This window comes from Herbidospora sp. RD11066, from assembly GCF_054661255.1.
This window is the reverse complement of record NZ_BAAGDO010000002.1, coordinates 727,620-741,728: the sequence shown is the minus strand read 5'-3', so window position 1 is coordinate 741,728 and position 14,109 is coordinate 727,620. Positions and strand designations below refer to the sequence as shown.

General features: G+C 74.1%; 1 protein-coding gene (cut by a window edge). It reads left to right on the top strand.

The genetic code is table 11. The features are described from left to right. The first annotated feature begins 18 nt into the window (after positions 1-18). Positions 19-14,109, top strand: the 5' portion of a protein-coding gene (locus ACYQ78_RS09270; protein WP_459800327.1) for a type I polyketide synthase. The gene runs 3,792 nt beyond the window's last position; only the first 14,091 of its 17,883 coding nucleotides appear in the window; it begins with the start codon at positions 19-21; its stop codon lies beyond the right edge, outside the window.

Below are 14,109 nucleotides of genomic sequence, written 5' to 3'. Positions count from 1 at the left end.
ATGAATGGGGTTCCGCAGGTGAGCGACGACGACAAGCTGCGCTATTTCCTCCGGCGGGTGACGGCCAACCTGCACGAGACCCGTCAGCGGCTCGACGAGATCGAGGCGGCCGCGAGCGAGCCGATCGCGATCGTCGGCATGGGCTGCCGCTTCCCCGGCGGGGTCCGGAGCCCGCAGGATCTGTGGGAGCTGCTGAAGGGCGGCGTCGACGCGATCGGCGGGTTCCCCCAGGACCGCGGCTGGGACCTGGAGGAGCTGCTCGGCACCGGGCCCGGCTCCGAGGGCACCTCGCACGTCCGCGCGGGCGGGTTCGTCGACGGCGCCGGTGACTTCGACCCCGGATTCTTCGGCATCAGCCCGCGTGAGGCGGTCGCGATGGACCCGCAGCAGCGGATGCTGCTGGAGGTCGCCTGGGAGGCGCTGGAGCGGACCGGCATCGACCCGGCGACGCTCAGGGGCACTTCGACCGGCGTCTTCGCCGGGGCGTCGTCGACCGGCTACGGCTGGGGGCTCGGCACACAGACCGAACTCGAAGGTCACCTGGTCACCGGCACCGCGAGCAGCGTGCTGTCGGGCCGGATCGCGTACACCCTCGGCTTGGAGGGCCCCGCGGTCACGGTCGACACGGCCTGCTCGTCGGCGCTGGTGTCGCTGCACCTGGCCGCCCGCGCGCTGCGCGCCCAGGAATGTTCGCTCGCCCTGGTGGGAGGCGTCTTCGTGGCGTCGACCCCGGTCATGTTCACCGACTTCAGCGCCCAGCTCGGCCTGGCCGCCGACGGCCGCTGCAAGGCGTTCGGCGAGGGCGCCGACGGCATGGGCGTGGCCGAGGGCGCCGGGATCGTCGTCGTGGAACGCCTGTCGGACGCCCGCCGCAACGGGCACCGGATCCTCGCGGTGATCCGCGGCAGCGCGATGAACCAAGATGGCGCCTCCAACGGCCTGACCGCCCCGAACGGCCCCGCCCAGCAGCGCGTGATCAGGGCCGCGCTGGCCGACGCCAAGCTGACCCCGGCCGACATCGACGCCGTCGAGGCCCACGGCACCGGCACCTCGCTCGGCGACCCGATCGAGGCCCAGGCACTCCTGGCGACCTACGGCCAGGAGCGTCCCGAGGACCGGCCGCTGCTGGTCGGCTCGATCAAGGCCAACCTCGGCCACCCCCAGCAGGCAGCGGGGATGGCCGGAGTGATCAAGATGGTGCTGGCGCTCCAGCACGGACTGCTGCCACGCACCCTGCACGCCGACCGCCCCTCGTCCCACATCGACTGGTCGGCCGGCCATGTCCGCCTGCTGACCGAGGCGACGCCGTGGGAACCGGGCGAGCGTCCCCGCCGGGCGGGCGTGTCCGGGTTCGGGATGAGCGGCACGAACGTCCACATCATCTTGTCGGAGGAACCGGCGGCCGGTCCCGCCGACGCGGAGACTCCCGCCGGAACCCCCGCTGAGACCTCGGGCGAGATCCCCGCCGAGCCTGCGCTCGACCTCTTCTCCGACGCTCCACCGGTGTGGCTGGTGTCGAGCCGCTCGGAAACCGGTCTGGCCGTACAGGCCCGGCGCCTGGCCGCGTTCGCCGGGAACAGCACGGGTTCCATGTCCGATGACCGCGCTGCTGTCCCGGATCCGGTGGATGTCGCTTGGTCGCTGGCGACGACACGGTCCACGTTCGAGCACCGGGCCGTGGTGCTCGGCGCCGACGAAGAGGAGCTGACCGCTGGGCTCGAGGCCCTCGCGGCAGGCGAGCGGAACCTGGGTGTGGTCGCCGGGGCTGTTACTCGTAGCGGAAAGAAGGTCTTTGTCTTTCCTGGTCAGGGGACGCAGTGGGCCGGGATGGGACGGGAGCTCGCGCAGAGTAGCCCGGTGTTCGCGGCGCGGCTGGCTGAGTGCGGCGCCGCGCTGGCGCCGCATGTCGACTGGTCTCTGGACGATGTGCTCCATGGACGCGAGGGCGCGCCGGGAATCGAGCGCGCCGATGTCGTCCAACCCCTGCTGTGGGCGGTGATGGTGTCACTCGCGGCGGCGTGGGAGGCCGCGGGGGTGCGGCCGGACGCGGTCGCGGGGCACAGTCAGGGTGAGATCGCCGCCGCGACCGTGGCCGGGATCCTGTCGCTGGAGGATGCCGCCCATGTCGTGGCGGCGCGTAGCCGGGGGCTTTCGGGGTTGAAGGCGTCGGCCGGGATGCTCTCGGTCGTCATGCCGGTCGCCTCCGTCGAGGAACTGCTGGCCGGGAACGACGACCTGACCGTCGCCGCGGTGAACGGGCCCGCGACGACCGTGGTGTCCGGCGATCTCGATGCCCTCGACGCGTTCGAACGCGAACTGTCCGCCAAGCGCGTGATGCGCTGGCGCATTCCGGACACGGACTTCGTGGCTCACTCGCCCCGGGTCGCCGAGCTGGAAGAGGCGCTGGTCACGGAGCTGGCCGGGATCCGGCCGCAGACAGGCCGGGTTCCGCTGTTCTCGGCGGTGACCGGGCGGCGCCACGACGGCGACGACATCGATGCCGGGTACTGGTACGCCAACGTCCGGGAGCGGGTCCGCTTCCAGGATGCCGTGCTGGCGCTCGCTCAGGAGGGGCACCGCACGTTCATCGAGGTGTCCCCGCATGCCGTGCTCACTACTGCGATCGCGGAGACCCTCGACGATGACGCGCCGTTGGTCACCGGGACGCTCGACCGCGAGGACGCCGGCGCGCGGCGGTTCCTGACTGCTCTGGCCCGCGTCCATGTGCGCGGGGTGCCGGTCGACTGGACGGCGGTGCTGCCCGCCGGATCCGTCGTCGAACTGCCCACCTACGCCTTCGCCCGGCACCGCTACTGGCTGGCCCCGGCCGCCCCCGCCCCCGCGCCCGTTCCGGGTGAGTGGCGCAGCGAGACCGAGGCCCGGTTCTGGGCCGCGATCGAGAGCGCCGACCTGGGCGAACTCTCCGGTCTCCTGGCCACCCCCGAAAGGCCGCTCGACGAGGTGCTGCCCGCGCTGACCGCATGGCGGAAACGTGAGCGGGCCCGTTTCGCCACCGAGTCGTGGCGCTACCGCGTCTCCTGGACGCCGATCCCCGATCCGGCTCCGGCACGGCTGTTCGGCACCTGGCTCCTGGTGGGAGTCCCGGGCCACGACCTCACCGAGAGGATGCGGCGCGTCCTGGAAGACCGCGGCGCCCACGTCGTCGGGGCGATGCCGGACACGCCCCTCGCGGGAGTGGTCTCGCTGCTGGCCCTGGACGAGACTCCGAACGCGGAGTACCCCGACGTCGCCACCGGGGTCGCGGGCACGCTGGAACTCATCCAGCGCGGGATCGACGCCCCGCTATGGATCCTGACCCGGGGAGCCGTCGCGGCGGCACCCGGGGACGTGCTGACCTCGCCCGTGCAGGCCCAGGTCTGGGCGCTCGGCCGGGTCACGGGCTTCGAGCACCGGGACAGGTGGGGCGGCCTCGTCGACCTGCCGGAGGTGCTCGACGAGCGGGCGGCCGACCGGCTGTGCGCCGTCCTGTCCGGGACGCCCGGCGAGGACCAGACCGCCGTTCGGCCCGGGGGTGTTCTCGGACGCCGTCTCGTGCCCGCCCCGGCTAGGGACAAGAGCGCGCGCTGGCGTCCCGGCGGGACCGTGCTGATCACCGGTGGCACCGGGGCGATCGGCGGCCACGTGGCCCGCTGGCTGCCCACCCGTGACACCGCCCGCGTCGTGCTGACCAGCCGCTCCGGCCCGGCCGCGACCGGTGCGGCCGCGCTGGCCGCCCAGGTCGCCGAGGCCGGGACCACCGTGGACGTGGTGAGCTGCGACGTCGCCCGCCGCGACCACATGACCGCGCTGCTCGACCGGATCTCAGCCACCGGGCCCGCCGTGTCGTCCGTCATGCACACCGCCGGGGTCGTCGACAACGGCGTGCTCGACCGGCTCGACCCCGCTCGGATGGCGACGGTCCTGGCCGCCAAGGCCACCAGCGCCACCCTGCTCGACGAGCTGACCGGGGAGCTCGACGCGTTCGTGCTGTTCTCCTCCGCCGCCGCGACCTTCGGCGGCGGCGGGCAGGGTAACTACGCCGCCGCCAACGCCCATCTCGATGCACTCGCCCAGCACCGCCGTGGCCTCGGGCGCACCGCGCTGTCGGTGGCATGGGGTCCGTGGGCGGGTGGCGGCGTCGCCCAGGCCGCCGAGGCGACCGTCAAGCGGCTCGACCGGAACCGGTGGGAGGTCCTGATGGACCCCGCGCTGGCCGTCCAGGCGCTGGCCGAGGCGATCGACGGTGATGACACCGCCCTGACCGTCATGGACGTCGACTGGTCGCAGATGGCCGGCGCGCCCGGCATGGCCGACCTGCACACCATCCCCTTTGTCCGTGACCTGCCACAGATCTCCCGGTCGGCCCACGGTCCGGCAGGCGATGTACCGATCGAGGGAGAGCTGGTGCGGCGACTGTCGCGGCTGTCCCGCGCCGAGCAGGACCGGCTCCTGGTCGACGTCGTCCGGGGCGAGGCCGCCGCCGTGCTGAACTACGCGTCCGTGGAGGAGGTGGACGCCGCCCGCGCCTTCAGCGACCTCGGGTTCGACTCGCTGACCGCCGTCGAGCTGCGGAACCAGATCGGCGCCGCCACCGGGATGCGGCTCCCGGCGACCCTGCTGTTCGACTACCCGACCCCGCTCGTGCTCGCCGCCCACCTGCGCAGCGAACTGCTGGGCGACCTGGCTGCGGCCCCGGTCACGGCGGCCGTGGCGCCGCTCGACGACGACCCGATCGCCATCGTCGGGATGGCCGGGCGGTTCCCCGGCGGGGTCACCGGGCCGGAGAGCCTGTGGGAGCTGCTGGAGTCCGGCGGCGACGGGATCTCCGGGATCCCGCTCGACCGTGGCTGGGACGTCGACCACCTCTTCGACCCCGACCCCGACACCCCCGGGACGGCCTACGTCCAGGCCGGCGGGTTCCTGCGGGAGGCCGGGCGGTTCGACGCCGGGTTCTTCGGAATCAGCCCGCGCGAGGCGCTGGCGATGGACCCGCAGCAGCGGCTGCTGCTGGAGACCTCGTGGGAGGCGCTGGAGCGGGCCGGGATCGACCCTCGCTCGCTGCGCGGCTCCGCGACCGGGGTCTTCGCGGGCGGTTACTCCTCCGGGTACGCGGTCGGGCTGCAACTCGCCCCGGCCGGGACCTCCGGGCTGGAGGGTCACATGGTGACGGGGAACGCCGGCAGCGTCATCTCCGGCCGCGTCTCCTACACGCTCGGCCTTGAGGGGCCGTCCATGACCATCGACACGGCCTGTTCGTCGTCGCTGGTCGCGGTGCACCTGGCCGGTCAGGCGCTGCGTTCGGGGGAGTGCGGTCTCGCCCTGGCGGGCGGTGTGACGGTGATGGCGACCCCGGCCGAGCTCATCGGGTTCTCCAAACAGCGTGGCCTGGCCGGGAACGGCCGCTGCAAGTCGTTCTCCGCCGAGGCCGACGGCATGGGCATGGCCGAGGGCGCGGGCGTGCTCGTGCTCGAACGCCTCTCGGACGCCCGCGCCAACGGCCACCCCGTCCTCGCCGTGATCAGGGGCACCGCGGTGAACCAGGACGGCGCCTCCAACGGACTGACCGCCCCCAACGGCCCTTCGCAGCAGCGCGTGATCAGGGCCGCGCTCGCCAACGCCGGGCTGACCGCCGCCGACGTGGACACCGTCGAGGCGCACGGGACCGGCACGGTGCTCGGCGACCCGATCGAGGCCCAGGCGCTCGCCGCCACCTACGGCCGGGACCGCGACCCCGAGCGGCCGCTGTGGCTCGGCTCGGTGAAGTCGAACCTCGGGCACGCCCAGGCCGCCGCCGGAGTGGCCGGAATCATGAAGATGGTCCTGGCCCTGCGGCACGAGCAACTGCCGCGCACTCTGCACGCGCAGGAGCCCTCACCCCACGTGGACTGGGCCGATTCGGGCCTGCGGCTCCTCTCCGAAGCCGAGCCGTGGACGGCGAACGGGCGCCCGCGCCGGGCGGGGATCTCGGGCTTCGGCATCAGCGGTACGAACGCCCACGTGATCATCGAAGAGGCACCCGAGCCGGGCACTGATCGCCCCGTCGTCGATGGCGGCGAAGCCGGGGAACTCCGTGCGCCAACGACGGAGACCGCCCCGGCGCCGCTGTGGCTCGTGTCGGCCCGGACCGGCGCCGGTCTCGCCGCTCAGGCCGATCGGCTTGCCACTTTTGTGGCCGCCCGTCCCGATCTGGACGCGGCGGATGTGGCCTGGTCGCTGGCGACTACCCGCTCGGTGTTCGAGCACCGGGCCGTGATCGCCGGGGACGACCTCCTCGCGGGTCTGCGGTCGCTGGCCGCAGGAGAGCAAAAACCTGGCGTGGTCACCGGTGTGGTTCCGGCGGGAAAACCCAGGATCGGATTCGTCTTCGCAGGTCAGGGTGCCCAGAAGGCGGGTATGGGCCGTGAACTCCACGCCTCCTCGATGGTTTTCGCGGCCGCGTTCGACGAGGCCTGCGCACTGCTGGAGGCGGAGCTCGGTCTGCCGATCAGGGAGGTCGTGCTCGGCACGGATGAGGACGACGCGCGGGCCCATCAGACGGTCTTCGCGCAGACCGGGCTGTTCGCCGTCGAGGTCGGCCTGGTCGCGCTCCTGAAGGCCGCCGGGGTCGTCCCCGAGGCGGTCGCCGGGCATTCGGTGGGGGAGATCGCGGCGGCGTACACGGCCGGGGTGCTCACCCTGGAGGACGCCTGCCGCATGGTCGCCGCGCGGGCCCGGCTGATGCAGGCGCTGCCCGAGGGCGGCGCCATGGCGGCGGTGGCCGTGACCGAGGCCGAGATGCTGGCCACGCTGGAGGGCCGCCCGGGCGTGTCGGTGGCGGCGGTGAACGGGCCGTCCTCGGTGGTGATCTCGGGTGACGAATCCGCCGTGGACGAGATCGTCGAGTCGTGGCGTACCAAGAACACGAGGGTGCGCCGCCTGCGGGTCAGCCACGCGTTCCACTCCGCCCTGATGGACCCGGTCCTGGACGAACTCGGCCACGTCGCCGCCGGTCTTGAACAGATGGCCCCCACCCTGACCTGGGTCGGAGCACTGACCGGCAACGTCGTCGAGGTGCCGGAAGCGGGCTACTGGGTCGAGCAGGCCCGCCACCCCGTCCGGTACGCCGACGCGGTGACGACGATGGCCGCCCGGGGCATGTCGGTGTTCATCGAGATCGGCCCCGACGCGACGCTGTCGGGGATGGGCATGACCGTCCTCGACGGAGCCCGGTTCATCCCCGTGCGGGCCCGTCCGATCGAGGCGCTGGCCCAGGCCCACGTGCACGGGGTCGACGTCGACTGGACCGCCGTCCTGCCCGCCGGGCGCCGTGTCGAGCTGCCCACTTACGCCTTCCAGCACCAGCACTTCTGGCCGGGCGGCCCGCAGGTGATGCGCCCCGGCGCGGTGGCGCCCAACCCGGCGTCCTGGCGTTACCGCACGTCCTGGACACCCCTGAACGACCGGCCCGCTCGCCTGACCGGAACCTGGCTGGTGGTGGGCGGGGGAATGGCCCGGGAATGCGCCGCGGCACTGACCGCTCACGGCGCCCGAGCCGAAGTCGTCGAGGTCGACCGCCTCGACCGCGAGTCGATCGCCGCCACGATCGGGGAGCGCGCGTTCGACGGCGTGCTGTCGCTCCTGGAGGTCACCGGCACGCTGGGGCTCCTCCAGGCGCTCGGTGACCTGGGATCGACCGCCCCGCTGTGGGCCGTGACCCAGGGGGCTGTGGGCGACGCGCCGGCCGATCCGGTCCAGGCGCAGGTCTGGGGCCTGGGACAGGTCGCCGAGCTGGAGCACCCCGACCGCTGGGGCGGGCTCATCGACCTGCCCCCGGTCTTCGACGAACGGGCGGGCGCCCGCCTGGTGTCGGTCCTGGCCGGGATCGGCGACAACCAGGTCGCGATCCGCGACGCCGCCGTACTGGGCCGACGGCTGGTCCGGGCCGATGCGCCGTCCGCCGAGGAGTGGACGCCCAGGGGAACGGCCCTGGTGACCGGCGGCACCGGCGCGATCGGCGCACGCGTGGCCCGCTGGCTGGCCGGACGCGGCACCGAACGCGTCGTGGTGTCGAGCCGCTCGGGCGCCGGAGCCCCGGGGGTCGCACGGCTCGCGGCCGACCTGGCCACGACCGGCACCATCGCGACGGTCCTCGCCGCCGACGTCGCCGAACGCCGGGACGTCGCCGGCCTGCTGGCCGCGATCGCCGCAGGCGGGCCGCCGCTGCGGACGGTCGTGCACACCGCCGGTGTCCTCGACGACGGCGTCCTCGACCGGCTGGACGCCACCCGCCTCGCCACGGTGCTGGCCGCGAAGGCGGGCGGCGCGGCACACCTCCACGAACTCACCGAAGATCTCGACGCGTTCGTCCTGTTCTCGTCGTCGGCCGGTACGTTCGGCGGCGGCGGCCAGGGCAACTACGCGGCGGCCAACGCCTACCTCGACGCGCTCGCGCAGCACCGGCGCGGCCTCGGCCTGCCCGGTGTCGCGCTGGCCTGGGGCCCGTGGGCCGGTGGCGGCATGGCGCAGTCGGGCGACGCGGCCCGCCAGCGCACCGACCGGGGCCTCCTGCGCGCGATGGACCCCGACCTGGCCCTGCGCGTGCTCGGCGCGGCGATGGACGACGGCGGCGCGCTGACCGTCATGGACGTCGACTGGACCCAAGCGGTGTCCAGAATGGCCGAACTGCGGCACCTGCCCTTCGTCCAGGAGCTGCCCGAGATCCGCGCCCTCCCGGCCGAGGAGACGCCCGGCACGACGACCGACCTCGCGCGGCGGCTCGCCGGGCTCGACCGGGCGGCGCGGGAGCAGGCGCTCACCGATCTGGTCCGGTCCGAGGCGGCCGCCGTGCTCGGGCACGCGTCGTCGTCGGAGGTCGACGCCGACCGGGCCTTCGGCGACATCGGGTTCGACTCGCTGACCGCCGTGGAACTGCGCAACCGGCTGTCCGGCCTGGCCGGGCTGCGCCTCCCGGCGACGCTGGTGTTCGACCATCCGACCCCCCGCGCCCTGGCCGGGTACCTGCGGGCGGAACTGCTCGGCGACGACGACACTCCGGATCGGGCGCGCGGCCCGGTCGCCGTGGACGGCGATCCGATCGCGATCGTGTCGATGGCCTGCCGCTTCCCCGGGGGCGTACACGACCCTGAAGGGTTCTGGAATCTGGTCGTCACCGGCACCGACGCGGTGTCGGACTTCCCGGCGGACCGGGGCTGGGACCTGGAGAGCCTGTCCGGCACGTCGAACGCCCGCGCGGGCGGCTTCCTGCACGACGCGGCCGACTTCGACCCGGCCTTCTTCGGTATCAACCCGCGCGAGGCGCTGGCGATGGACCCGCAGCAGCGCATCCTGCTGGAGACCTCCTGGGAGGCGCTGGAGCGGGCCGGCATCGAACCGCGCTCGCTGCGCGGCAGCGACACCGGCGTGTTCGCCGGGGCGGGTTTCTCCGGCTACGGCGTCGGCGCGACCGACAGCGGGCTGGAGGGCTACCAGCTCACCGGCATGGCCGCCAGCGTCATCTCCGGTCGGGTCTCCTACTCCCTCGGTCTCGAAGGTCCGGCGGTCACGGTCGACACGGCCTGCTCCTCGTCGCTGGTCGCGCTGCACATGGCCGCGCAGGCGCTGCGGTCGGGGGACTGCTCGCTGGCCCTGGCCGGAGGCGTGACCGTGATGGCGGTGCCGACCGGTTTCTCCGAGTTCTCCCGGCAGCAGGGGCTGGCCTCCGACGGCCGGTGCAAGGCGTTCGGGTCGGGCGCCGACGGCACCGGCTGGGCCGAGGGCGCCGGAGTGCTCCTGCTGGAACGGCTGTCCGACGCACAGCGCAACGGCCACCGGGTGCTGGCCGTGATGCGCGGCAGCGCCGTCAACCAGGACGGCGCCTCCAACGGCCTGACCGCGCCGAACGGGCCTTCGCAGCAGCGGGTCATCCGCGCCGCGCTGGCCGGCGCCGATGTGTCGGCCTCCGATGTGGACGTCGTCGAGGCGCACGGTACCGGGACGACGTTGGGCGACCCGATCGAGGCGCAGGCGTTGCTGGCGACGTACGGGCAGAACAGGGAGAAGCCCCTATGGCTGGGGTCGGTGAAGTCGAACATCGGGCACACGCAGTCGGCGGCGGGCGTGGCCGGGGTCATGAAGATGGTCCTGGCGTTGCAGAACGACCTGCTGCCGCCCACGCTGCACGCCGACGAGCCGTCGGAGCACGTCGACTGGTCGGCGGGGAAGGTCCGACTGCTGACCGAACCGGTGCCGTGGCCCGCCACCGGGCGGCCCCGGCGGGCGGGCGTGTCGTCGTTCGGCATGAGCGGCACCAACGCCCACGTCATCCTCGAAGAGGCGCCTCCCACCGACGTCACCGACGATGAGCCCGGCGCGCTTCCGGTGCTGCCCGGCGTCCCGGCCTGGTTGATCTCGGGTCGGACCGGGGAGGCGCTGACGGCCCAGGCCGCGCGGCTGGACGCCGTCGCCGACCTCGACCAGCTCGACGTGGGCTGGGCGCTGGCGACCACCCGGACGACGTTCGAGCACCGCGCCGTCGTCCTCGACCCCGACGACCTGCCCGCCTTGGCGGACGGCCGCTCGACGGCCGGAGTGGTGACCGGTGTGGCCGGTCCGGCGCGCCCGGCCGTGTTCGTCTTCCCCGGTCAGGGGTCGCAGTGGGCCGGGATGACGGCTTTGGAGAGCCCGGTGTTCGCGGCGCGGATGGCCGAGTGCGCACGGGCTTTGCAGCCGTACACCGACTGGTCGCTGAACGACGACGACCTGGATCTCGACCGCGTCGATGTCGTCCAGCCCGCGTTGTGGGCGGTCATGGTGTCGCTCGCGGCGGTGTGGCAGGCCGCCGGGGTGCGTCCCGCCGCGGTCGCCGGGCACTCGCAGGGCGAGATCGCTGCGGCCGTCGTCGCCGGGATCCTCTCCTTGGACGACGCCGCCAAGGTCGTGGCGCTGCGCAGCAAGGCGCTGACCGCGCTGTCGGGCGGGGGCGGCATGCTCTCGATCGGCGAGCCGGTGCACGTCATCGAGGAGCGGATCGGCGCCTGGGACGGCCGCGTGTCGGTCGCGGCGATCAACGGGCCGGAGGCCACCGTCGTCTCCGGCGACGTCGCCGCGCTGACCGAGATCGCCGCCCAGTGCGAACGCGCGGGCGTCCGGACCCGCCTGCTGCCCGTCGACTACGCCTCGCACGGCCCCCAGGTCGAGTCCCTGCGCGAGGAGATCCTGACCGCCCTCGACGGGATCGCTCCGCGCCCGGGTTCGATCCCGCTGGTGTCCTCGCTGACCGGCGAGATCCTTTCCGGTACGGACGCCGGACCCGGCTACTGGTACGCGAGCCTGCGCGGCACCGTGCGGTTCTCCCAGGCCGTCGAGAAGCTGCACGACGACGGGCACACCGTGTTCGTCGAGGTCTCCCCGCACCCCGTGCTGACCGCCGCGATCACCGCCACCCTCGACGGGCGCCCGGACGACGGGCCCGAGCCGGTGGCCGTCGGCACCCTGCGCCGCGACGACGGCGGGCCCGCCAGGGTCATGCGGTCGCTGGCCGAGGTCCACGTCCAGGGCGTGCACGTCGACTGGCGGGCGGTGCTGACGCCCGGACGTCCGGTGGATCTGCCGACCTATGCCTTCACCCGCGAACGCTTCTGGGTCAGGGGCCTGCTCGGGGCGCCCACCCGATCGCACACCGGCGAATGGCGCTACCGGATCACCTGGGCCCCGGTCGACCTCCGCCCGGCGACGCTCACCGGGACCTGGCTCGTGGTCACCTCCGAGGGCATCGACGCGGCCCCCGTCGTGGAAGCGCTGACCACCCACGGGGCGGACGTCGTACTCGACGAGACGGACACCACCGGCCCGCTGGCCGGGGTGGTCTCGCTCCTGGCCATGGACGAGACGCCGCTGCCCGGTCATCCCGCCGTCCCGGCCGGTCTGGCCGCCACGGTCGACCTGATCCGGGCCACCACCGCCCCGCTGTGGGTCCTGACCTCCGGAAACAGTCCGGCGCAGGCCCAGGTGTGGGGGCTGGGACGCGTCGCCGCCCTGGAACACCCCGACAGGTGGGGCGGTCTCATCGACCTTCCTTCCGTCCTGGACGAACAGGCGGCGGCCCGCCTCGTCGCCGTGCTCGCCCAGAAGACCGAAGACCAGGTGTCCGTCCAGGCCACGGGCGTGCGGGCGCGCCGCCTGGTCCGGGCGCCGCAGCCGCAGGGCCGGAACCCGTGGACACCGGGCGGCACCGTGCTGATCACCGGCGGGACCGGGGCCATCGGCGCCCGGCTGGCCCGCCTGGCGGCCTCCCGGGGAGCGGCCCGCGTCGTGCTGACCAGCCGTTCGGGCCCGGCCGCCGCCGGGGCCGCCACACTGGCCGCCGATCTCGCGCTGGCCGGTACGCCGGTCGCGGTGCTGTCCGCCGACGTCGGCGTCCGGTCGGAGGTCGCGGCCCTGGTCGACGGGATCGGGGCTCCCCGGCTGACCTCGGTGTTCCACGCCGCCGGGGTGGGCGGCGGCGACCCGCTGCGCACGCTCGACGTGGCCGGTATGCACGCCTCGATGGCGGCCAAGGCCGGTGGCGCGGCCCACCTCGACGAACTCACCGCCGATCTGGATGCCTTCGTCACCTTCTCCTCCGGCGCCACCACCTGGGGCAGCTCCCACCTCGGCGGCTACGCCGCCGCCAACGCCTACCTCGACGCCCTGGTCGACGACCGCCGCGCACGCCGGCTGGCCGGAACGTCGGTCGCCTGGGGCCTGTGGGGCGGCGGCGGGATGGCCGACGGCCGGGCCGGGGAGATGCTGCAGCGGATGGGCCTGCGCGAGATGGACCCCGACCTCGCCATCGGCGCGCTGACCCAGGCGCTGGACCACGGCGAGGGCCTGATCACGGTCGCCGACGTCGACTGGGCCAAATTCGCGCCCGTCCTCACCGCGCAGCGGCCCAGCCCGCTGATCGGCGACCTGCCCGAGGCCCGCCTCGCACTGACCGAGGAGAAGGCACCCTCCGGCAACGCGCTCGCGGGCCGCCTGGCCGGGCTGAACCGGGCCGACCAGCTCCGGACGCTCACCGATCTGGTGCGGACCGAGGCCGCGGTCGTGCTCGGGCACGCGTCCCCCGACGCGCTGGCGGCCGGGCGGGCGTTCAAGGACCTCGGCTTCGACTCGCTGACCGCCGTCGACCTGCGCAACCGCCTGAACGCCGCCACCGGGACCACCCTCCCGGCGACGCTGGTCTTCGACTACCCGACCTCGGCGGCCCTGGCCGGCTTCCTGCGCACCCGCCTGCTGGGCGACCGCGACACCGTCGTCGTCACCACGGCGGCCGCCTCCGACGAGCCGATCGCGATCGTCGGCATCGGCTGCCGGTTCCCCGGCGGCGTCCGCGGCCCCGAGGACTTCTGGCGGCTGCTCTCCGCGGGCGCCGACGTCGTCGCCGACCTGCCCGCCGACCGGGGCTGGGACCTGGCGGCCATCCAGGACGCGGCCGGTCCCGGCCGCCCGCCGCGCGGCGGATTCGTGTACGACGCGGGCCTCTTCGACCCCGGGTTCTTCGGGATCAGCCCGCGCGAGGCGCTCACCATGGACCCGCAGCAGCGACTTCTCCTGGAGACCTCCTGGGAGGCGCTGGAGCGCGCGGGCATCGACCCCGGGCTCCTGCGCGGCTCCGCGACCGGCGTGTTCGTCGGCGCCTCCTGGTCCGGGTACGGCCTCGACCAGGGCACCGGCGGCGACAAGGGCCACCTGCTCACCGGCACGTCGAGCAGCGTCCTGTCCGGGCGCGTCTCCTACACCCTGGGCCTGGAGGGCCCGGCGATGTCGGTGGACACGGCCTGCTCGTCGTCTCTCGTCGCCCTGCACACGGCCACCCAGGCACTGAGGTCGGGCGAGTGCTCGCTGGCGCTGGCCGGGGGCGCGTTCGTGGCGGCCACCCCGGTGATGTTCACCGGCTTCAACGAGCAGCTCGGGCTCGCCTCCGACGGCCGGTGCAAGGCCTTCGGGGCCGGGGCCGACGGCATGGGGATGGCCGAGGGCGTGGGCGTCCTGGTTGTCGAGCGGCTCTCCGACGCCCACCGCAACGGGCATCCGGTGCTGGCGGTGATCAGGGGCAGCGCGGTCAACCAGGACGGCGCGTCCAACGGCCTG